General features: G+C 37.1%; 19 protein-coding genes and 3 pseudogenes. 7 read left to right on the top strand and 15 right to left on the bottom strand.

All coding sequences use genetic code 11. The features are described from left to right. Positions 1 to 150 precede the first annotated feature (150 nt). Both WAE57_RS10055 and WAE57_RS10050 read right to left on the bottom strand, forming a co-directional pair. Positions 151 to 399, bottom strand: a complete 249-nt coding sequence (locus WAE57_RS10055; protein WP_237787857.1) for a hypothetical protein — start codon at positions 397 to 399, stop codon at positions 151 to 153. 9 nt (positions 400 to 408) lie between these two features. After that, complete coding sequence (locus WAE57_RS10050) at positions 409 to 747, bottom strand: hypothetical protein (protein WP_337710537.1); 339 nt, start codon at positions 745 to 747, stop codon at positions 409 to 411. Between the two features lie 63 nt (positions 748 to 810). On the opposite strand from WAE57_RS10050, the pseudogene WAE57_RS10045 reads away from it, so the two are divergent. Then, positions 811 to 1,049: pseudogene (locus tag WAE57_RS10045) on the top strand (Fic family protein); the annotation flags it as partial. A 524-nt stretch (positions 1,050 to 1,573) separates the two neighbouring features. On the opposite strand, the pseudogene WAE57_RS10040 reads toward WAE57_RS10045, so the two are convergent. Further along, positions 1,574 to 1,926, bottom strand: a pseudogene (locus WAE57_RS10040) (hypothetical protein); the annotation flags it as partial. Between the two features lie 548 nt (positions 1,927 to 2,474). Here WAE57_RS10040 and hcaE point away from each other — a divergent pair. The 3 genes from hcaE to WAE57_RS10025 all read left to right on the top strand — a co-directional run bounded on the left by hcaE (position 2,475) and on the right by WAE57_RS10025 (position 5,476). Next, entirely contained in the window at positions 2,475 to 3,842 is a 1,368-nt protein-coding gene (gene hcaE / locus WAE57_RS10035) for a 3-phenylpropionate/cinnamic acid dioxygenase subunit alpha (RefSeq protein ID WP_237787859.1), read from the top strand. After that, positions 3,839 to 4,357 carry a 3-phenylpropionate/cinnamic acid dioxygenase subunit beta gene (gene hcaF / locus WAE57_RS10030; protein WP_337710536.1) on the top strand — a complete coding sequence of 173 codons (519 nt, stop codon included), beginning with the start codon at positions 3,839 to 3,841 and terminating at the stop codon, positions 4,355 to 4,357. Before hcaE ends, hcaF begins: the two co-directional genes overlap by 4 nt. Positions 4,358 to 4,510: 153 nt before the next feature. Further along, positions 4,511 to 5,476, top strand: a complete 966-nt coding sequence (locus WAE57_RS10025; protein ID WP_337710535.1) for a 3-carboxyethylcatechol 2,3-dioxygenase — start codon at positions 4,511 to 4,513, stop codon at positions 5,474 to 5,476. Positions 5,477 to 5,898: 422 nt separating this feature from the next. On the opposite strand, the gene WAE57_RS10020 is transcribed toward WAE57_RS10025, so the two are convergent. From WAE57_RS10020 to WAE57_RS10005, 4 genes and pseudogenes are all read right to left on the bottom strand, one after another. Continuing rightward, on the bottom strand, positions 5,899 to 6,258 hold the full coding sequence (locus tag WAE57_RS10020; RefSeq protein ID WP_337710584.1) for a transposase: 360 nt from the start codon (positions 6,256 to 6,258) through the stop codon (positions 5,899 to 5,901). Positions 6,259 to 6,431: 173 nt separating this feature from the next. Continuing rightward, positions 6,432 to 6,785 carry a hypothetical protein gene (locus WAE57_RS10015; RefSeq protein WP_337710534.1) on the bottom strand — a complete coding sequence of 118 codons (354 nt, stop codon included), beginning with the start codon at positions 6,783 to 6,785 and terminating at the stop codon, positions 6,432 to 6,434. Positions 6,786 to 6,881: 96 nt separating this feature from the next. Next, positions 6,882 to 7,157 (bottom strand): annotated as a pseudogene (locus tag WAE57_RS10010) (hypothetical protein). Between the two features lie 234 nt (positions 7,158 to 7,391). After that, positions 7,392 to 7,616 carry a hypothetical protein gene (locus WAE57_RS10005; protein ID WP_337710533.1) on the bottom strand — a complete coding sequence of 75 codons (225 nt, stop codon included), beginning with the start codon at positions 7,614 to 7,616 and terminating at the stop codon, positions 7,392 to 7,394. A gap of 2,191 nt (positions 7,617 to 9,807) precedes the next feature. Between WAE57_RS10005 and WAE57_RS10000 the strand changes: the two genes are divergently transcribed. Then, on the top strand, positions 9,808 to 10,563 hold the full coding sequence (locus WAE57_RS10000; RefSeq protein ID WP_337710532.1) for a TorF family putative porin: 756 nt from the start codon (positions 9,808 to 9,810) through the stop codon (positions 10,561 to 10,563). A gap of 86 nt (positions 10,564 to 10,649) precedes the next feature. On the opposite strand, the gene WAE57_RS09995 is transcribed toward WAE57_RS10000, so the two are convergent. From WAE57_RS09995 to WAE57_RS09985, 3 genes are all read right to left on the bottom strand, one after another. Next, positions 10,650 to 11,891: an SfnB family sulfur acquisition oxidoreductase gene (locus WAE57_RS09995; RefSeq protein ID WP_337710531.1), complete on the bottom strand. Its 1,242-nt coding sequence runs from the start codon at positions 11,889 to 11,891 to the stop codon at positions 10,650 to 10,652. A 52-nt stretch (positions 11,892 to 11,943) separates the two neighbouring features. Next, positions 11,944 to 12,558, bottom strand: a complete 615-nt coding sequence (locus tag WAE57_RS09990) for an OmpW family outer membrane protein (RefSeq protein WP_237787865.1) — start codon at positions 12,556 to 12,558, stop codon at positions 11,944 to 11,946. Between the two features lie 347 nt (positions 12,559 to 12,905). After that, complete coding sequence (locus WAE57_RS09985; RefSeq protein ID WP_337710530.1) at positions 12,906 to 13,979, bottom strand: sigma-54 dependent transcriptional regulator; 1,074 nt, start codon at positions 13,977 to 13,979, stop codon at positions 12,906 to 12,908. Positions 13,980 to 15,065: 1,086 nt separating this feature from the next. Here WAE57_RS09985 and WAE57_RS09980 point away from each other — a divergent pair. Next, positions 15,066 to 16,262, top strand: a complete 1,197-nt coding sequence (locus WAE57_RS09980) for an acyl-CoA dehydrogenase family protein (RefSeq protein ID WP_237787867.1) — start codon at positions 15,066 to 15,068, stop codon at positions 16,260 to 16,262. Positions 16,263 to 16,337: 75 nt separating this feature from the next. Then, on the top strand, positions 16,338 to 17,414 hold the full coding sequence (locus tag WAE57_RS09975) for a sigma-54 dependent transcriptional regulator (protein ID WP_086176596.1): 1,077 nt from the start codon (positions 16,338 to 16,340) through the stop codon (positions 17,412 to 17,414). A gap of 78 nt (positions 17,415 to 17,492) precedes the next feature. On the opposite strand, the gene WAE57_RS09970 is transcribed toward WAE57_RS09975, so the two are convergent. The 5 genes from WAE57_RS09970 to WAE57_RS09950 all read right to left on the bottom strand — a co-directional run bounded on the left by WAE57_RS09970 (position 17,493) and on the right by WAE57_RS09950 (position 23,140). Beyond that, positions 17,493 to 18,722 carry a monooxygenase gene (locus WAE57_RS09970; protein ID WP_337710529.1) on the bottom strand — a complete coding sequence of 410 codons (1,230 nt, stop codon included), beginning with the start codon at positions 18,720 to 18,722 and terminating at the stop codon, positions 17,493 to 17,495. Positions 18,723 to 18,793: 71 nt separating this feature from the next. Further along, complete coding sequence (gene sfnG / locus WAE57_RS09965; RefSeq protein ID WP_237787869.1) at positions 18,794 to 19,909, bottom strand: dimethylsulfone monooxygenase SfnG; 1,116 nt, start codon at positions 19,907 to 19,909, stop codon at positions 18,794 to 18,796. 74 nt (positions 19,910 to 19,983) lie between these two features. Then, positions 19,984 to 20,643, bottom strand: coding sequence for an FMN reductase (msuE, locus tag WAE57_RS09960; RefSeq protein WP_337710528.1), 660 nt, complete (start codon positions 20,641 to 20,643; stop codon positions 19,984 to 19,986). Positions 20,644 to 20,935: 292 nt separating this feature from the next. Further along, on the bottom strand, positions 20,936 to 21,715 hold the full coding sequence (locus WAE57_RS09955) for an ABC transporter ATP-binding protein (RefSeq protein WP_337710527.1): 780 nt from the start codon (positions 21,713 to 21,715) through the stop codon (positions 20,936 to 20,938). Positions 21,716 to 21,730: 15 nt separating this feature from the next. Continuing rightward, a complete protein-coding gene (locus WAE57_RS09950) occupies positions 21,731 to 23,140 on the bottom strand; it encodes an ABC transporter substrate-binding protein (protein WP_337710526.1) in 1,410 nt (469 codons plus the stop codon). Positions 23,141 to 23,182 lie beyond the last annotated feature (42 nt).

Raw genomic sequence — 23,182 nt, 5'->3', positions numbered from 1 at the left:
GGCTGGGTGTAATCAAAACGCTGAGACTCTGGATGGGCCCAAACACCATGATAAGCCAACGAGACACAATTTTGCTCAAAAGCATTAAAAAACAGCTCATTTTAGCCAATATGGCTCTTACTTTGTGACATGATTTCTTCCAATATTTCTTTAATTTTTCAATCCAAGGTGAGCTCTTAATGTCCTACCTTCATAATCTGTTCTAAATGCACCTTGACGTTTTAAATGCGGCACAATGCTGTTGAGGAATCCATCGAGCCCATGCTCAAGATCAGAAGGCAGTACAATCAATCCATCTGCACAGAATTCATTTACCCGTTGCTGCATCTGCGTTGCAATTTCTGCTACAGTCCCTACAGGTATCCAATGGCCCTGCGCTGTAACAAGAGAATTTAACAAAGCCCGTAGCTATCCCCTGAAGAGGCCTGCTGATAGCAGCTTATTCGCTGTGGTACTTTGCTCTGCTTCAGACATAATTTTTAGCTGATCTAAGTTCAATTGCTGATCCAGCTGATCTAACTCAATATCCAGTTTTTTGAATATTTGCTTAAATCTTTGCAATGCATAACCATAATCAGTCAGTGCATCCAAATTATTTTTAATTTCTTCAGCTTTAACTGCTGTATCTGCTGCAAAAGGTGTAATACCTTGGAATACTTTTAACTCATCCGGCTTACGCCCATATTTGGCCACCCGTTCTTTCACATCCCGATAAAACACTTTCGCTTCTTCTGCGGATGGCTGCATTGTGAAAACAATGTCTGCATACTGCACCCACAGGACGGCCCTGAACAGAACGGGGGGCTGGGTAATGCCCCCTTTATCCATCCATTTATTGATGGTAATGGTCGCACAACACCTCTACTAATGAACCTAGAATTGCTTAAAGTTGGTTATCTATCTTGTGTAATCACTGTTGAGAATCGACTGGCTTATTATGAAGCTTTGGATCAGTGGATGGCTTATGGAAAAACTGAAACATTTATCCAATTGGTTTCCAATGCTGTTCCAGAAGGATTAAACCATATCAAGTGGTTTTAGGTCTTTAAAATAAAAGATCAGCTTGTACTACATTATCAATTAGAACAATAAGCTGTAGGGTAATCCTACAGCTTATATATATTCTGAAATATTAATAATTAACAAGCACCACCTAATAATTTTTCATTATCATGATAATACAAACGATTTAATTCATTTTTTACCAAAGAAATTTGAGCCTTGACTTGGGATAATTAAATGATTACTACTTTCCTTAAGTGCTGATTTAGAGTTAAACATAATTTACGCAATATTTTTGGCGTCTAAATCCCTATTTTCATTCATGAAAACCGCATTAGACTTAAGTAGTAAAAGATAGAGGGTATTTGCCTAGGAATTAATTAAAATGGGCTTTTGAATAGTTTTTTTAGATGCCTCTCCAATTAGAAAAATAGCTAAAATTGCAAAATCTGGGCACTCTTTAGATTAAAAAATAAATAATTTCTCAAAAGAAATAAAAATGTACCTCTGAGCTTCTCCGTAAGTACGTTTGTATCTACCGAAAGGATAAAGCAGCTTTATATCCATGGTGAATCATGCGTTCATTCATGATCAATGGCACGATATAATCCAGCAAAGTAGTACAATCTAAGCCTATCCCGATCGAGTTGATGGATGTTAGACAGGATATTATAGCCTTTTGTACAATCTTGAGTTCAATGCCCTGAGCTTTGGTAAAGTCCAGAATCGCGTTGTGCAGGGTCAAGCGAACCTGCTTAAGGAAAACACACCTTCCTCGGTAAACTCCTCTTTATGTTTGGTACGGTATGGCATTTAAAATCAACGTCTTATTCATAATCCTTGCTTTGTTGACTGAGAGAAAGCTGAGTCATATAAATTTTGAGAACCCCTTTACTGACGTTCAATTCTTTAGCAAAAGATAATAAATTAACGCAGATGTCGTAATTCTATAAAGCTGGCTCGTCGATTAATCAAAAAATTTATACTTTAAAAATAAATAAACCTATTTTAAATACAAGTAATTTAGTAGGAATAATTACCTCCACAGTAATTTATAAACATCTCCTTTAAAATAAAATCATGTATCCTAAATACAAGTAATTCAGTAGGAATTATCACTACCACAACAATTGAAAAACATATCAATTAAATAAAATAATTTATTATAAAATACTGTATTTTAACAAAAAAATACCATATTTTAATTAAATATTTTTTAAAAAAACCCATTTTAAATACAAGTAATTTAGTAGGAATTATTATCATAAAAATCAAAAAAATATACTCGTTAAATTAAAAAAATAAATTATAATCACGAGTAATTTAATAGGAATTATTACCACAATAATAATCCGTGAAATATATCAATTAAAATAAAAAAAATATTTCCTTAAATTCACCCAAATATTTCATCATCGTTGAAAAGTTGAGTCTATTACTTTGTGCCATTACTGGTCACAGGAGAGCTTTTCATGAGTGGAAAAATTGATGTGCGCGAAATCGACGCTTTAGTCGATGCACAAAATGGACGTATCACGCCATCGATCTATACAGATCCTGACATTTACGAATTAGAACTTGAACGTGTCTTCGGTCGTACATGGTTATTCCTTTGCCATGAAAGCCAGATTCCTAAAGCTGGTGACTTCTTCAACACCTACATGGGTGAAGACCCAATTATTGTGGCTCGTCAAAAAGATGGCTCAATCAAAGCATTCTTAAACCAGTGCCGTCACCGTTCTATGCGTGTAAGCTTCGCTGACTGTGGTAATACGCGTGCGTTCACTTGCCCATACCATGGCTGGTCTTACGGTATTGATGGTTCTTTAAAAGACATCCCGCTTGAAGAGCGTGCTTACCCACAGGGTGCCTGTAAAAAAGAATGGGGATTACTTGAAGTAACCCGTGTTAAATCTTACAAAGGCCTGGTATTTGGCTGCTGGGATGAAACAACACCTGACCTCATCGACTACATGGGCGACATGGCGTGGTACTTAGACGGTGTGCTTGATCGTCGTGAAGGTGGTACTTGCATCGTAGGTGGTGTACATAAATGGGAAATTGAATGTAACTGGAAATTCGCAGCTGAGCAGTTCGCGTCTGACCAATACCATGCCCTCTTCTCACACGCCTCTGCAGTACAGGTACTGGGTGCAAAACCAGATGATGAATCTACCAAGACCTTAGGTGCGGCACAAACACCTCGTCCAGTCTGGGAAACTGCCAAAGATGCGATTCAATTTGGTTCACGCGGTCACGGTTCAGGCTTCTTCTTCACAGAAAAACCAGATGCAAACGTATGGGTGGATGGTGAAGTTGCCAACTACTTCCGTGAAACTTACGAAGAAGTGAAAGAACGTCTTGGTGAAGTTCGTGCGCTGCGTCTTGCAGGTCACAACACCATGTTCCCGACATTGTCATGGTTGAACGGTACCGCAACACTTCGCGTATGGCACCCACGTGGTCCAAACAAAACTGAAGTTTGGGCATTCTGTATCTGTGATGCTGACGCATCACAAGAAGTAAAAGACGCATTTGAACGTTCTGCAACGCGTGCCTTCGGTCCTGCTGGTTTCCTAGAGCAAGATGACTCTGAGAACTGGGTAGAAATCCAGAAAGTACTTCGCGGTTACAAAGCTCGTCAAAACAAACTGATCGTTGAGATGGGTAAAGGCAGCGAAAAAGTACGTGAAGATGGTGTCCCTGGTATTACCAGCTATATTTTCTCTGAAACTGCAGCACGTGGCTTATACCGTCGTTGGGCAGATTTATTAATCCATGAAAAATGGGAAGATGTGGAAAAAGCAGCTGACGAATATGAGAAGGAGCTTATGAAATGAGTCAGATCAGTTTAGAACTTCAACACGAAATTAGTCAGTTTCTTTATCGTGAAGCAAAATTGCTGGACGACTGGAAATTCCGTGAGTGGCTAGATGTTATGGCAGACGACGTTTCTTACGTCCTGCGTACTACCCCTAATGCACAGACACGTGACCGTCGCCGTTCAGTTGAACCACCTACAACTTGGGTGTTCAACGATAATAAATTCCTGTTAGAGCGTCGTGTAGCTCGTCTTGAGACAGGTATGGCATGGGCTGAAGAGCCTCCATCACGAACCACTCACATGGTGAGCAATGTAATCGTAGAGCCGACTGAAGTAGAAGGCGAATACGATGTGTACGTGACTTACCTGTTATACCGTTCTCAAAAAGAGAAAGATATTACGATTTACTGTGGTAAGCGTCACGACAAGATCCGTAAAGTCGATACGGCTCAAGGCTTTGAGATCTTCAACCGTAAAATCACCCTTGATCAGGTGACTTATAGCTCACATAACCTGAGTGTGTTCTTCTAATGAATAAGATTTTTATTTGTCAATTTGTAATCTGGACACTCGTGGTTTCCGCCAGCTGCATGCCAGATGCTTTGATGAATAAAAATCAAGTCTGATCAAAACGGACTTATCGGCAGCCTGTTCTTAGGCTGCCTTCCTTTTAAGGAGTCTCTTATGGCTATTAAACTTATTTGTGCATCTCATAGCCCGTTAATGGAATTTGCTTCACCTCAGGAAAAACGCAAAGAACAGGTGGTTCGTGATGCCTTTGCTAAACTGGCAGCTGAAGTCAAAGCTTATGACCCTACCCTGATCATTACTTTTGGCCCTGACCATTTTAATGGTTTCTTCTATGACCTGATGCCAAGTTTCTGCGTGGGCATTCGTGCCAAAGCGGCAGGTGACTGGGACTATGGTAAGGACAATGATCGTATTGATGTACCTGAAGACAAGGCACTGGCTTTGGTTCGCCGTGTACTGGATGAAGGTGTGGATGTTGCGTATTCTTATCGCATGCAAGCCGACCATGGGGTGACCCAGCCATTGCATTTTCTGTGCGAAGGCCAACTTGATCGTTATCCAACGATTCCTGTTTTTATTAATGGCGCTGCAGCACCCATGCCCACCACCAAGCGTACCATCGCATTAGGTCGTGCTGTAGGTCAGTTTATCAAATCTTTAAACCTTGAAAATGAGCGAGTACTTGTCTTGGGTACAGGTGGTCTGTCACACGATCCACCGACTCCACAAATGGGTTCTGTACCACCAGAAGTGGAAGAATTCCTGATTGCGGGTCGTAACCCGACAGTGGAAGCACGTAACGCCCGTCAGGCAAATGTGATTTCTGTTGGTCAGCGTCTGGCTGCAGGTGATAAGAGCGTTTCTGTACCCCTAAGCCCTGAGTGGGATCTGGCATTGCTTGAAAAATTCAAAAACGCGGATTTCGCTGCATTAGAGGCAATGACTGAAGCTGAAATCCGTCGTGACGGTGGTCGTGGTGGTCAGGAAGTTCGTGCATGGATGGCTGCATTTGCGGCATTTAGTGAACTTGGCGAATACGAAATGACAACGCACTGCTATGAAGACATCAGTGAGTGGATTGCGGGCTTCGGCATCGTGTCTGCAGAGTTAACAGCCTAATGACATAAGCAACATCGAAACCATCCATGCCTTCATAAAAAATCAACACTGAAGCAAGTACGGTTAAACTTCAAAATGGTGACGTTGTTACTTATAACAAACTGTTGCTTGTAACTGACAGAATCAGCCAATAAAAAAGCCTTAAATCTAAAGATTTAAGGCTTTTTTGAATGATGGCGGTAGTTTAACTAGGCATTTAAATATCTAAACTATAGTTATTTTTAAAAATTGAGTTACCCCAATTTACCCCATCTAAATAAAAGAGACCGTGGCTATAGCCACGGTCTCTTTTATTCTAGGGAGTGTCATCAATTAAGCCAGATTATTGTTGAGGCAAGGTAAATCGCTGACAGGAAGTTTTGAGCCAATTTTTCATAGCGTGTGGCAATACCTCGATACTGCTTGAGCTTGGCGAAGAAATTCTAGATCAGATGTCTTGCCTTATAAAGATGTTGGTCATAATCACGCTGATCAATCGCGTTACTTTTGGACGGCATCACGATCTGACCATTAATCTTATGAATTGGATCAATCACCTGATCCTTGGAATTGTAGGCTTTATCCATGAGCCAAGTCTGACTTAACGATAAGTCAAGCAGCACATCAGCACCGTTTAAGTCATGAGCCTGTCCGGCAGTGAGATAAAATCCTGTTGGATTGCCTAAAGCATCAGTACGGGCATGAATTTGAGTACTTAAGCCACCTTTACTGCGTCCGATCGCCTGATCTTTTTTTTTCCGGTACTGTGTTGATGAGCACGCACAATGGTGAGCTTTCCTTATTTAAAAGTAGCTCGACCACTAAGCTGTTGCAGGCACAGCAGCATTCTTTTTCTTTTGATCGCTTATATTGTTTCTTCATCTATTCACGGCTTTGTTTACAGGCTGGACAGGTCATAGATTTAACCCATAAAAAAAAACCACCATAATGGTGGCTTGGTTCATTCACTTAAAATTCATAATGACTTTAGTTGAGATAATATAAAGTCATTATAGCTTTTGACGGAATTTTGGTAGGTTATCCAGCAATGATCATCATCTGACCATGACTCAACACAACCATCTACTATGCGCCAGTAGCTAACAACACTAAGGTCTGGTTCATATGTAAAATGCGTTGCCTCCTCTGGTGCGTTAGCCTTAACTATTTTTAAAATACTAGAGTTTGATTTTTTTGATCTTTTGTAAGCTACCCACGCAAGTTGCCATTCTTGTTCTTCATAAAGTCCAGCTTCATCATTCCATTTCGGATGACCTAAAGCGTTAACCCAATCCTGCATATCATTTTCAAATTCGATACGTAAATTCATTTTGATACCTCTATCAAAAAATCTGATTGATTGGTGCGACAGGCATTCAGGTTAAATGCTTTTCGGGAGCTACCCTAGTCGCACAATAATCATACACTAAAAAACTTCTCTATCTTCCATCTGCAATATCCGATTGGTTTTCACCAACCACCGATCAAACATAGCTTCACTCTAGGCCTGAGTGCCCAATTCAAAACGGTAAAATTTTTGATGGTAAACTACACAAATCGGTACCGTGAATAAATCTGAACTTTTAATTCCGCGCCCTTTACCATGCTTAGCACTATTCGAATGAGCCGCTTGGCTATTTGGATTCCCACACCTTATGCAAGGCAATAACCGAACCGCAGCCAGTCTTTTATGGTCACGCATACGAAGCCTATCTTAAATTCTTAATACGCTCTTTCAGCTTAATCATGAGGCCATCAATCGCCAGCAACTCATTTCGAATCAACCCGGCCCGGTTTAAACCCTAATACTTAGACAGCTCAGCACTGCAAAATTCTAAGTCTTGTTTCGCTTGCACTTTGTCTGTCATGGAATCACCAATAAGAAAAGAAAAACCCCTCATCACCAAAGTAAGAGGGGGTTTCGGCTTCAATCCAATCATTTCAAGTGAACAGTAAGTAAAATCAAATTATCTTTGACCTCCTCAACACTGTGTACATATCCATGCTCGGTACAATAATTTAGAAATCTATTTAAAGCATCTCCAACCAAACAAGATACACATACTTCTGTTTCAATAATTCCATCTTCAGGAAGATTCCATCGGCGGAAATAGCAGCCAAATAGATCATCAAATGTGGTTGTAAATTTTGCTATTTTCATCTTAAAGCTCCATTATTTTCATAAGGTGATGAAGCAACAACACCTACAAAAAACCTAAAATAAATATAATTATTCTATTAAAACAACAAGTTAATATAATTTATTAATCAAAAACACTAAACTAATGAATTACATACGTTATTTAAACCGTAACAAAATATGATCAATTTAAAAAAGAAAAACCCCGACAAATTAATGACGGGGTTTATGTCGTAATACTTTCGACAAAATATAAAAATCTTTCAATAAAAAACCTGTTTAACTCTCCCAAATTAAACAGGCCTAATTGCGCTAATACCTTAGAATTTTTGGAGTTATTTTTTGTTTTCCCTGAATATAGGATTAAATTATTTCAATATTATTAAAATAAAAAAAACATGATTATTAATTTAATTAATCGTATTTTTTTGATCAATTATCACTTAACTTCTTTCAAACAATCTCGGCACACTTTGATTTCTTCATCATCAATCGTGTAATCGATTTCAGTGGCATCATGCAGGCCGAATAAACACATCAAGAATTGGAGCATCATTTTTCTCCAGGCAAAAAAAAAAACACTTTGGTAAGGGTGATGGGACTTATATAAACTAGAAACCCTCCAGGGGATTGGGGCTCCTGGAGGGTAATTTAGAAACTACAGATGTTTCTGATGGTTATTTTGCATACTATTCAATAAATTTTCAGTGACATAATATGCCAAAAATAAAATAATATTAACCAAATCAAACTATTAATCGATGCTAATTAATGATTTATCAAGCATTAAAAATGCCATATCAAATATCAACGATAGAGATAGTATTTGTTATATGATGTTATTTGATTCGGTCTACATAACAACTATAGGTAATCCACTTACACTTTTTGCATTGCCATTCACTACGGGCATTTAATTGATTAATCTGATCCCCATGAATAGTTCGAATCAATTTGTAATCATGCTTGCAAAAAATAGATTTGATAATTTTCTTAATCATACCCCACCGTTTTTTTAACTGAATTCCTTAAACTCCACTCACAACCCATGCCTAATACAGTGCCAGTGTTAAGTGGAATTAAATAAGATCTACAGCTTTCCCTCATATAAAAAAAAGCCCACACTTAGAATTGGTATGGGGCTTATAAAATAAGGACCATGGAAAAGTCCTTTTAGAAACTACAGCTAGTTTCTATTGGGTATTTTGTACACTAATCAAATAATATTCAGTGGCACAATATACCAAAATATAAAATAATGTTAATTAAATCACATTATTAAGAAAACTTAATTAATGATTTATTAAATATTTGAAAAGCCCGCTTAACCAGGTGGAGGTAAGCGGACTAGTACTTTATAACCATTTAATTCTTTTTACTGAGCGCGTTTTCTTTGAGTTGATTAAAAGATAGCACCACAAAGCAAAGTACAAAGAATATGCAGAAATAGTTTTCCAACGTTTGCTTTGAGTTATTTCTTAATTCTTGTCAGACAAGAATTATCATTATTAAAATAAATTTCAGCTTCACCATGCATTAAAAAATTTAGCTGTTTGCTCAAATTCATGCCTCTGAAAAATCAAAAAACCTCACAAAATTGTGAGACCTTTTAAAGACCATACTCAGTTGGTGTTTTAATTATGATTGTCATTGTTTGGAAAATTAAAATCTTTATAAGATTTAATAAAACAACTCCAATTATAAACCAATGATTTTTAAAAGCATTTTTAATACTTTTAAAAATCTTGTACCCAAATTAGATTTAGTGTTTTGAATCACTTAAAAATCTTGTTCAAATCCTGTCTTGGGATTTGAAATGGTGTACTGATTGCATCGGCATTGACAGTAATATAAAAATGATGTGACATATCATTAATTTAACGTTTTTTTTGATGTATTATTTTAGACATACTTACGGATAAGGTAATTTTTGAAATTTTAAAAATTAAATTAAATCCACCTTATTCTTTACTCCAGCAATTGTAAAAAATTTAAGAAACCTTTTTTAAATCTTAATGATGAAGCTCAATTTATGAAAAAGTTTCAGAATAAATAATTTCACCATTTATAAAATACAACATTAAATCCACAAATATTAAAAAAAATATACAACTACTGTTTATGAAATAAAAAATAATTATTACAAATCAATAATTTAATTATGGCATGAAAAATGCCAATACAAAAGACTTATTTTTTATGGAACTTTACTATGGCTCAATCAAAATCACATCTTAAGCACTATATTCGTTCTAGTTTACTGGCCATTATGTCTTTATCAAGTATCTACAGTTATGCAGCGACTACTGGAAATATTAGTGCAGTGAGTGATTATTATGCCCGGGGTTTGGATCAAACTGGAGGAGTAAGCCTTCAAGGCAGCATTGATTACCATCATGCTTCTGGTCTTTATTTAGGCAGTTTTGCTTCTAATGTAAAATGGTATGATAAAGATGGTGATGGCAATGTAGACAGTGATGTTGAATGGGATATTTATGGAGGTTATGCAACTCAGCTTAATAACAATTTGGGAGTTGATGTTGGTTTATATTATTTAAATTATCCCAATCAAACAAAATACAATACTTATGAAGTATATGCTGGACTTAACTACAAATTAGAAAATGTACATCCTGTTAATTTAAGTGCGAAAGTACATTTTACACCTGACCGTAATGCATATTTACCAGATCCAAAGAATCAGGATGAATCTGCATGGTATATTACAACTCAGGCAGATATTCAGCTCAAACCAAGTGTGACATTAACTCCACAACTTGGCTATGCATTCGGTGATACCTTTGATCAGGAACGCATTGGTGGTCTAGATGAGTTTTTCACATATTCTCTTTCTCTAACCAAATCCTTTAATGATGGTATTTCTGCAAAATTCTCTTATGTCGGAATTGATCTTGATGGTCATGACAATAAAGTGATCCTTGGATTAAGTAAATCCTTTTCTTTTTAATTGATTCTGTTACGCCGGCCTATTTTTATCGGCTTAAAAAATAAGAAAGCTCCATTATTTTAATAATGGAGCTTTTCACTGATAGGTTATGCCCAAGGATGTCGTGGTGGTTTAACACCATTTAAAAAGTAATTTCCTACTAAATGATATTTCCAGCGCACTGGGTCGTGTAAAGTATGAGTCCGCGCATTTCTCCAGTGTCTATCAAGGTTAAGTTCTGCCAGAGTCGAACGTGTACCACTTAATTCAAACAATTTATTCGCTGCAAGAATAGCTACTTCCGTTGTTAGTACCTTCGCTTCAGCAACCAGCACAGATGCCTCAGCAACACTTTCTTCATCAGCTTGATTCGTGGCTACTTCAATCTGGTCTGCCGCCAAATCTAGAACTGCCTCAGCAGCACGCAACTTAATTTTCAAATCCCCAATTGCTGCAATCGTATAGTGATCATCTGTTGCCTTTTCTTGATTGGCATCAATCCAGGGGCGAGCATACTGCCTAACGTATTGAATCGTTTCCTGAATAGCGCCTCGTGCAATTCCTGCATCTATAGCCGCTTGAATAATTTGTGAAACAGGTCCTGCGACTGTTGGATTTGCAAATGCTTGATAAATTGGAACAACATGTTCAACAGGTACTTTTACTTGCTCGATTGTCACAGTACCACTAGCTGTGGTTCTCTGACCAAAACCGGACCAATCATTAATCACAGTTAAACCATGAGTTTCTCTTGGAACTAATGCTAAATGTGGAAGACCATCTGTATTCACTGTCACGATAGGTACCCAATGTGCTAATAAAGCACCTGTCGCAAAGAATTTTTTACCATTCACTTCAAAACCATATTGATTAGCATTATCTGCTACAGGCTTAATAATAGTTTTAAAATCAGCAACATGTTTATTGCCTATTTCTGAGAATGCATTACCAAAACGTACACCATTTAGCACTAACTCAAAAAAGAACTTTTTCTGTGCTTCTGTGCCATCTAAACGAATATGTTCCAAAATGACCAAGTGATTTTGTGGTAATTGGCCTAATGATGGGTCAACAGATGAAATAATTTTGATGACTTCTAAAGCAGTACGCCATGAAACACCAGCACCGCCATACTGTTTAGGAACTGTAATCGCCCATAACCCACTTTGTGAAAAAGCATTCAATTCATCAACAGGTAGTTGCCGTTTTTGATCACGTAGAGATGCTTCTTTTGCAAATTGTTCAGCCAATTGTTGAGCTATACGAATTGCCTCATCCTCTGATTGAATACGATGTGCTGCTTGTGTAGGCAAAGTTTGAATAAATTGATCGATATTTAAGTTTGTCATTTTATTTTCCTGTTCAGTAAGATTTTATAACCAATAAAAAATTGTTTTTTTGTTAGAAACGATAGCCTACATTTAAACTATATATAGTTGGATCTACATCCACACTTCCCACTTTATCGCCATTAATTTTGACATCAGTCTTAATATCAGCATAACGAACATCTGCACCCACACTCCACTCTGGTGTTAAGCGAATATCCGCACCAAGCTGTGCAGCCCATCCAACAGAGCTAGAAAGATGTAAATCCCCTCCACTTTTCAATTTTTCATCAAAGAAGTAGGTATAGTTGATCCCCGCACCAATATAGGGGCTAATTTTTGCGTTGGGTGAAAAGTGATATTGCACACTTAAAATGGGAGGTAAATGTTTAGTGGTCGCCGCATTGGCACCAGCAACAATAATGTCGTGTTTTGGAGGTAAGCCTACCAACAAATCTAAAGCAACATTCGGAGTAACAAAATATCCAATCGTTCCTGTTAATCCGAAAGTATCTTCAATATCAACTTTTGCAGTTTTATCAAAAATACTTCCTGGAGATGATGTTGGATCTATATTGCTAACTGCGCCACGAATTTGCCAACGATAGTCAGCGGCATTCGCCTGAGTATTAACTGACCCTAAAATTAGAATGGTATTTAACAATGTAAAATATATTTTACCTTTCATTTGTATGCCTATTTTCAATAAATACATTATCTGTTTTGCATAAAACGTACCAAAAATAAGATATTGTATTTATTACATTTTTATTTAAAATATATACTTATATTGCTCAATTTTATTTTAATATTGATGAATAACTGCTGTTCACTCAACAGCACAAATTAATGTGTATTATAAAATTAAAAAAATCATCAAATTAATGAAAACCAGTATTTCTCAAAATATTCGGTGAATTTTATAAAGCTTAAATTTTCGTAAAAAATGCATCTATTGAAAAATAGGAATTTCATACTCAATAAAAAAACCTCAAGAGTAATCTCTTGAGGTCATGAATATTTTAAAGCAGTATTTTATGCGGAAGCTTGTATACGTGTATTCGGTGACAATAAGCCATGTTTAATTAATCTAGCTCGAATAATATTACGGCTTACACCTAATAATTTAGCCGTGTGTAATTGATTTTGATGACAATACTCATAAGCTGCTTCTGTAATCTCTGCTTCCAGCAGTTCATCAAGATCTTCAATGCCCTGCTCAAACCAATTAAATAATATATGTTTTAGTGTTTGATCCGAATTTTGATAAATAGACAAATTGTATTCACTAGATAACAAAGAATGTTTGAAACCTGATAGCTGAAAATCATAACTTTGAATCATACCATTTTTACACACCAGCAAAGCATGATGTATGGCATTTTCTAATTCACGAATATTTCCAGGCCAATGATAATCTTGCAATAACTGTTGAGCTTCTGGACTCAATTCAGGTGATTTACGTTTCAGACTCTGTGAGTAATCATCAATAAAATGTTGTGCTAATGGAAGGATATCCCCTATACGTAAGCGTAATGGCAAAATATTCAAAGATGCGACTTTTAATCTAAAATATAAATCTTCTCTAAAATTTCCAGCATATACGGCTTCTTCAAGGCGAATATTTGTTGCGGCAATTATCCGGACATCAATCTTATGCGTCTTTCGAGAACCTAAACGGACGATTTCATTTTCTTGTAAAATACGTAAGAGCTTAACTTGAATGTTAGGTGATAAATCTCCAATTTCATCTAAAAAAATCGTTCCTCCCTGTGCTGCTTCAAACCAACCAATTTGCTGGTTAATCGCCCCTGTAAAAGCACCTTTTTCATGTCCAAATAGTTCTGTTTCTGCCAAAGTATCGGACAACGCACCACAATTTACCGCGACAAAAGGCTGATGTTTTCGGTTTGAAAGTAAATGAATTTTCCGAGCAACCAACTCTTTACCAGTACCTGTTTCACCAATAATCAGAGCAGTCGCCTCACTCGGAGCAATTTGTTCAATATAAGACATAAGCCGTTTTGAATTTTGGTCCTCAAATACATATGCACTGGCTTTCACCGTACGCATCAGTTGACGAGATTCGGGATGTTTTACGATATCCAAATTAATCTCCAAAATTCAAAATAAATAAGTTAAATGTAAACCGATTTATCAAATATAATCATATTGATAAAGAAAAAATGATCTATAGATCTCTTTCATAAATCAAAAAATGTTCAATATTTGATTTTTTAAATCAGCACGGCCTCATTTGATGGATTTAATTTTTTACCTTTTCGTAGGCAATCTTTCTACTTTTGAAAGGTCAAAAGTAGACAAAAACCTTTTGTTTCCCATACACGACATCCTTGTCGTGATGGGAAACGTGTGGCATCCATGCCACATTCATGACTCTAATATCGACTAAAATCTATTTTCAATTTCAGCTTTACGAACAATTTTTAGTTTTTAAAATAATTTATGAAAGAAGTCTTATATATGATGTTTCAATAATTACATCAGTAAATAAGGTCAGTAATGGCTATTAAATAAGTTTTAATAATAAGAAACCAATAATATTAACTGCTATTAATATTAAATTTAATTATTTACCTTTTTACTCTGATTTATTCCACACTCTTTATAATATTCGTAATAAACCCGAATCCTGCTTAAGGAAGAGAGATCATTCATCTTGAGACTTATCCATCAGTTTGAGCATAAAAAAGCCTATGATTTGATCTGATAACACTAAAAACTGATTCAAATTAATCATAAAATTATAGTTATTTTATGATTTTAAAGAAAAAACCTTATCCGCGATTCGGGTTAATAAGTGTTTCTGTTTCAACAGAAAATCAACATTTCATTCTTTTGGAGAATACCAATGAGCCACAATTTTATTATAAATAATTGAATTTAAATAATTATTTCATTGGAATAATGTTTGTACTCAGCTTAAATGAGATCATAAATTTGAGAATAAAGCATGGATATTTTTTGTTTTTTACTTACCTATGGTAATAGGCAATTTCTGAGAACAAATCTAAGTGCGGATACTTTTGGGATAGTACGGCTTTCTTATTCTAACTGGACGTTCATGTGACGATTCATAATGTGATCCTCATTTCAATTCATATCAAAAATTTGAAATGAAAATCCTCTTTATATTTCTAACCTAATGCTAACCCAAATACAGGATAAAAAATTGTGAATATTTTAAATAAGAGTCATCGTCTTTGTAGTCTTTCAGATGTCATTCCATCTGCACAATTTTTAGCTCAACAGTTCGCCCAAACTGCTATACACCGAGATAGAACTGGTGGTACGCCCAAATATGAACGAGATCTAATCCGTCAAAGTGGGTTATTGTCTTTATCCATTCCTCAGGAATTTGGTGGTTTTTCAGGTACATGGAAAGATACCTTTGACGTTGTCCGAATTTTTGCTCAGGCTGACAGTTCAATCGCTCATGTCTTTGGTTTCCATCACTTATTACTTGCAACTATCCGCCTATTTGGCAATGCTCAACAATGGCAACGATGGTATAAAGTCACTGCAGAAAAATCATGGTTTTGGGGTAATGCCTTAAACCCACTTGATAAACGGACAATTGTTAAACATCAAGATGGATGGTACGAATTTTCAGGGAAAAAAAGTTTTTGTTCTGGGGCTTTAGATTCTGAGATGTTGATTGCATCAGGGATTGATGAAAATAATGGTAAATTACTGATTGCTGCTGTGCCTACTTCCCGTTCAGGTATTACTCTCTATCATGATTGGGATAATATTGGGCAACGCCAAACAGATAGTGGAAGTTCAATTTTTGAACGCGTGCGTGTCGAAGCTAAAGATATGCTGCTTGATCCTGGGCCGTTAAGTACCCCTTTTTCTTCTCTTAGACCTCTGATTGCCCAGCTGGTTTTTGTCAGCATGTTTTTGGGTGTTGCAGAAGGTGCTTTTACAGAAGCCAAGCATTATACAAGAAATGAATCTAAGGCCTGGTTTTTATCAGGTGTTGATCAAGCAAATGAAGACCCATATATATTGCGTCATTATGGTGAATTTTGGTTAGCATTAGAGTCATTAAAATTACTTAATCAAAATGCTATAGCTAAATTACAGCAGGCATGGGATATCGCTGAAAATTTAACAGAAGCACAACGTGGAGAGGTTGCTCTGGCTGTAGCTACAGCAAAAGTAGCGGCAACTCGTACCAGCCTGGACATCAGTAATCGCATTTTTGAGGTTACAGGAGCCCGAGCCACACATGCTGCTTTATGCTTGGATCGTTTTTGGCGTAATGTTCGAACCCAAAGTCTGCATGATCCCGTGGAATATAAAATTAAGGACTTGGGGCAATGGGCATTGAATGATATTTATCCCAAAGCATCCTTCTATTCATAATCATATTAAAACTCAGCAAATCTCTCATAAAGAACAGATCGGTCCATAAAGTATATGGAAGAAGGAATAAATTAGATGCATCAGGATATTATTACGCTACCCGAAATTAAGGAACGGAGCCATTCACATAAAGCGACAGCACAGGTTTTTCATGATCCTGAATCAAAAAAATTACTGGAATATATTAAACAAATAGCCCCAAGTGAAGCCAGTGTACTCATTCATGGGGAAACCGGTACAGGCAAAGAGCTGATTGCACGCCAAATACATGATCATAGTCATCGCAGAAATAAACCTTTTATTGCAGTCAACTGCGGTGCATTTTCAGAAACACTGGTTGAAAGTGAGCTTTTTGGCCATGAAAAAGGTGCATTTACGGGAGCACTTTCAAGTAATGCTGGATGGTTTGAGGCAGCAAATGGAGGAACGTTATTATTGGATGAAATTGGAGACCTATCAAAACGCATTCAAGTCAAATTGCTTCGAGTATTACAAGAACGTGAAGTTGTACGGCTAGGTTCACGTAAAAGCATTCCCATCAATGTTCGAGTACTGGCAGCAACCAATGTTAATCTGGAGCAGGCTATCCTCGCTGACCAATTCCGTGAAGATTTATATTATAGATTAAATGTTATTACATTAAATATTAAACCATTACGTGAACGTAAAGGGGACATTTTACCCCTAGCCTATCATTTCATTGATAAGTACCATGCCCAGCTTGGTTATAATAAAGCTGAATTTTCAGATGCTGCAAAAGATAAAATCAGAAAATATTCATGGCCTGGCAACATCCGTGAATTAGAAAATGCGATTCATCATGCCCTGCTTATTTGTCAAAATAACATGATTGAAAGTGATGACCTTAGCCTACTTAAATCACCTTCACAGTCACATCAACCTAAGCTAGATGAACATAAAATTGAACCAGTAATTGATCCAAAATTAAAAGAAGTTTTTCATAGCCTATTCCAGCAACATCAAGGGAAAGTTTATGCTCAGTTTGAAGATCAATTATTGCGCATTGCATATCATTATTGTCATCAAAATCAGGTTAAAACAGCACAACTATTGGGACTTAGCCGCAATGTAATTAGATCACGTCTTATTGAATTAGGTGAACTCATTGTGAGCAAACGTGGAGCAGAATAATTGAAATTTATAGAATTTTAAACATGCAACTCTGATTTTCACCTAGAGCTGCATGTTCTACTATTGAGAACTTTGATTCTATTCTTTACTTCCACCACCTATTTGCCATACATAAATCGGTTCTGTTCCATTAACTTCCCAGTCCCCTATAATTTTTTCTTTATAAATAAGTGGATTATGAGAAGACACTGTACGAGCGTTACGCCAGAAACGATCTAAGGATTTTTCACGACTCGCTGCTGATGCACTCAATGCATTAAACAAATTACTGGTGAGCTCTAGTACCAAATCTGAAATCACAACTTGTCCTTGTGCAGATTCTATCTCGGCCAGAAGATTAGCTTGTTTTTCAGATTCCTGATCCAGAGAAAAATGTGATTGATATGCCTGCTGAGATGCTCTGGCAGCTTGTAAAGCTATAGCTTCAGCTGCATAGGCCTGAGCAGATGCCTTCCCAATGACTTGCAGAACTTGAACATCCTGATCCACACGATTCCCATTACCATGACTGAACACGCGTGTCCTCTGGCGGACTTGATGACTAAATTCTTCAACAGCTGCGTGTGCAATACCTGCAAGTGTAGATAGATGAAATAACTGATAAAATGCGGTTTGATATTTGAATCTAGTATCAAATGGAATAATCTCATCTACTTCAGCATTCAGTAAGATTGTCGTTCCGCTTCCCGTAGTTCGTTGACCAAAACCATCCCAGTCATCTTCGATTTTCACCCCGTGCTGTGCTGTACGAGTTGCAGCAATAACAGATTCACCCGTATCAGCATCTTGAGCATATAAATCTAACCAATCCGCAAAAATACTACCAGTAGTGTAATATTTTTTTCCACTGACTAACCATTTTTCACCTTCCTGAAAGACCTTGGTAATCACATCACCAATTTTTACCGGACCAACTTCTGTCCAGGCATTACCAATGATTTCACCATCAGTAAAACGCTGAAACCAATGGCTCTGATCTATATCCCGATGCGCATTCAGTCGATCTTCTACGAATGCAAAATGACCACGCCATGCCTGAGTTACATTGGAATCCGCTTTAGACAACTCAATTAAAAGCTTAAACAATTGAGGAATAGAAGCACCATCCCCTCCATGTTCAACTGGTACACGGACTGCTCCAAAACCTGCTTTTTTTAGCCAATTGATCTGCTCAAAAGGTAAAATACGATCCTGTTCACGCTGTACTGTCCCTTCTGCAATTTTAGTAAAAATGGGACGATATTTTTGTGCAAGTACTTCATAATCCGCACTATGGTTTAAATCAGTAATATTTTGCAAAGTTGTCATATCTGCTTCCTGTATACATCTTTAAACAAGATGTTAAAAATAGAATTTTCTTATGGTTGATTTGGCTAATTTTAACCCGCTGCCTTAATTTTCTCTTTTTCTTGTGCTTCCAGTTCACGCACTAGAGGCAGAACTTTTGCTCCAAAGTATTCAACTTCTTCAATAAAGTGTAAAAAACCAGACAAGATCAGATCTACACCCGCCGCTTTTAATGCAACAATACGCTCAGCAATTTGCTGCGGTGTTCCAATAAGATTGGTTTTAAAGCCATCGTTATACTGCACCAGGTCTTCAAAAGTTGATTTTGCCCAGTTACCTTCACCCTCTGGACTGGCTGCACCAGCCTGACGCGTTGCATCACCAAATGCATGAACCGCTTCTGGGTTGGCTTTATCTATGATTTCCTGTAGAACAGCTCTTGCTTCTTCTTCCGTATCTCGAGCAATAATAAAAGCATTCACACCAATCTTGACTTGATGATTATTTTTTTGAGCTTTTTCACGAATATCCTGAATTTGTGCTTCGATACCTTCAACCGTATTTCCATTGGTAAAGTACCAGTCCGATACTCTTGATGCCATATCTCGTGCAGCACGTGAGCTCCCGCCTTGGAAGATTTCTGGGTGCGGTTGCTGCAATGGTTTTGGCTTCAATGTGTAATCTTTGAACTGATAATATTTACCCTTAAAATTAAAGTTATCTTGAGTCCAGATTCCTTTTAAGGCGCGAATAAACTCTTCAGAACGGGCATAGCGTTCATCATGCGTAGGCCATTCTTCACCAATCGCATCAAACTCCCCCTGAAACCAGCCACTGACCACGTTGATAGCGATACGGCCTTGAGTTAAATGATCAATTGTTGCCAACTGTTTCGCAGCTAATGCGGGTTTCCAAGGACCAGGTAAAATAGCTGCAATGACTTTTAATTTTTCAGTTGCAGCCAAAATTGCATGACTGAATGAAACTGATTCATGCTGAAATTCAGCACCATAACCCGCAGTAAAACGGATTTGAGACAATGCATAATCAAAACCACTTTTTTCTGCAACCTGTGCCAAACGACGGTTATAATCAATATTCCACTCAGTACGTTGTTCAATATTACTGACTACAAGGCCACCACTAACATTAGGCACCCAATATGCAAAACGGATGTCGTGAGAATTATTCGTATTTTCTATAGCCATGTTAAAACTCCTTAATTTGTATCATTAGAAAATAAATTAAATAGATAAGAACTAACCCACATTTTGGGTCACTTTTAAATTTTGAATATGTTTAAGAAATAGGGCGTGCGATTATCGCTAATATATTGATTAAACTTAATATATTTCTCATCCTGATCTTTACTACTAAAAGCTAAATTGCTGGCAAATAACAATTGGGGAATTGAGCGGCTCACAGCAAGTTTGATTCTTTCAATCAATAATTGATCTACGATTTGATAATTTTCGAAATCTTTGTCTGTTGCAAACACGCCTATAGGTAAAATCTGGGCTTGAAAAAAGCTGAATAGGGGACGAAATTGATGATCAAGCATTAAGGCATGACGCTCACTGCCCCCAGATGCAGCCAATAATACTGGCTTATCAACTAATGCAAATTGATCGACATAGTCGAACAAATGTTTAAATAACCCCGTATATGAAGCCCGGTATACTGGACTAGCCACAATCAAAGCATCTGCTGTTTCAATAAGATCAAGTGCATCCTGAACTTCAGTTGCAAGTAAATCCCGTCTGGTGGCACCATTCACTAAATGACCAATTTCACTTAATTTTACATATTTTATTTCGATATCAATGTGTTGCTGTAACTCAGCTAATATTGCATCGACCAATGCTTCTGTTTTTGAAGGTGTTTGAGCTGAGCCTGTAACAGCCACTAGCTTTAAAGGGTGAAAAGAAGATATTAAACTCATCATAAATAACCTGAATTGGGCTTAAAATACATAAATCAGTATTCTGTTTAGGTTTATATACGCGAAAATCATGCCAATATATTTATACTTATATTTCAATAATTTAAATAAAATAATATTAAAACCTATTTCTTCTTAAATACATTATTTGTTGGAATAGTGTTCCCCTAACAACACTTATTCATTTTGTCATACAAAAAAAAGCGCTGATAAATCAGCGCTTTTTTATAAAACTTAGCAGCATATTTCAAGTTACCTTGAAATATGACTTAAAGAACTGTTATCCACAGAATCATACTGCTTTACCTAAATAGGCCTTTTGAATTTCGCCTGTTTCATACAATTCCCTTGTTTGGCCTGAAGCATAAACTGATCCATTGTCAATTACATAAGCATAATCTGTATATTCAAGTGCCAAACGTATATTTTGCTCTGCAACCAGAAAACTTGTTCCTTGCTGCTGACGTAATTGTTGAATTAACTCGAAAATTTCATAACTGATTTTTGGTGCTAATCCCATAGATGGTTCATCCAGTAAAACCAATTCAGGCTCAGTCATCAATGCCCGACCGATGGCCAACATTTGTTGTTCTCCACCTGAAGTATAACCAGCTAATGTCTGCTTTTTATCAGCCAGTCTTGGAAAATAATGATAAATTTTTTCCAAAGCCTGATTGAGTTTTTTCGTAGATAAGTGTTGTATAAAGCCGCCTGTCCGTAGATTTTCATCCACTGTTAAATGTGCAAAACAATGCCTGCCTTCAAGAACTTGAACCAAGCCTTTTTTCACAATATCACTCGGATTTTTACCACGGATTGACTCTCCCTGATATTCGATCTCACCTTGCTGAATTTTTCCATTATCTGCAAAAATCAGCTGCGATATTGCTTTGAGTGTCGTACTTTTCCCTGCGCCATTTGCACCTAATAAGGCTACAACTGAACCTTTAGGTACAGTCAAACTGACTTGTTTTACAGCTAAAATGCTTTCTTCATAAACAACTTCAATATCTTTGACATTTAATAGCGGCCCAGTTTTGGCTGATTCAATCGTGTTTGATAATCCGGACATGCCTCAATCCCTCTCTTAACCTTCAGTAGCACAGTTCCGGACAGTAATACCCTGTTCTTTAGCATATTGTTGTGACGATTTTTCAATGATAGGGCGCAATAATTCACGATCTGCCTGTACCCAGTCACTAATCACTTTCCAAGATTGCCCATCCCACTGTTGGAAACGCACTGCTCCACCACCTTCGTGATCTTCACAGGACAGTTTTAAAGGTTGTACCAAACCATAGGCACCGAGTTCTTTTAAACGCTCATCTGTTAAATGAATGTTTTCAAAGCCCCAGCGAACTTCTTCACCCGTTAAAGGACGCTTACCAAATTTTTCTTGAGCTACACGAACAGCTTCTACATTTAAAATACCATTCACAACGCCAAGGTTATAATAAACCGTACCAAAACGTTTTTTATCAGCTAGATCTGATTGTCCTTTATCTAAAACTAAAGATTTGATTTCTTGTAATACTGGGAAATTCGTTCCTGATGGATGGGTTGTGATAGAAATAAAGCCATTTGCAGCATTACCTGCTGGCGCTGCATCTTCTTCAGAGTTTGACCAGATATTCCCAATAATTTTATTTGTTGGATAGCCAACTTTTTGTGCCGTTTTTAAAGCAACGGGATTCATTACACCCCAGCCCCGTAAAATAACCCAGTCTGGCTGAATGCGTCGAATGTTCAACCATTGTGATTGCTGCTCATTCCCTGGATGCGGTACTTCAATATGGGTGACTTCAAAACCATATTTTTTAGATAAAATATCAATTACAGGGATTGTTTCTTTACCATAAGGTGATCCATGGTAAAGCACGACAATTTTCTTGCCTTTAAGATTTTCAATTCCACCACTTTGTTGTCCTAAATAATTCACAATGGCAGATACTTCACTATATGGATTTAACTGCAAGGGAAATACATAAGGGAATACACGACCATCTGTAGAATCTGTACGACCATGGTTAATGGTAATCAACGGCAATTTATCTTTTGTAGAACGTTCTAGTGTTGCATAGGCAATTCCCACAGATAATGGATTGGTAGCTGCTGCTGGTGCTCCATTTAAACCTTTTTTCAAACGTTCATAGCACTCAACCCCTTTTTCAACAACATATTCGGTTTCACATTCTGACCAGACCATCTTTACACCATTCACGCCGCCTTTGGCATTAATCGCTTTGAGATAATCAATAAAGCCGCCAAAGAAACCTGTTCCACCTGATGCATAAGGACCAACACGGTAACTCTGCAATGGGAAATATTGTGCATTCTGATCTGACAATTGTGCTGGTTCTACAGCAGTTGCTTGTGCCTGTGCTGGTGCTTTTTCTAATGGTTGTTCAGGTTTATCCTTTTTGGTGACCAAAACAATGATTACAAGGATGATCGCAATAGCAACCAACCAGAACCATAAGGATTTAAACAATTTCATTTTATGCCTCTAAATAGATAAGTAAATCAATGGAATTCATTC

Source organism: Acinetobacter sp. NS-4, from assembly GCF_037402435.1.
GTDB lineage: Bacteria > Pseudomonadota > Gammaproteobacteria > Pseudomonadales > Moraxellaceae > Acinetobacter.
This window is presented reverse-complemented; position numbering and strand designations above follow the sequence as displayed.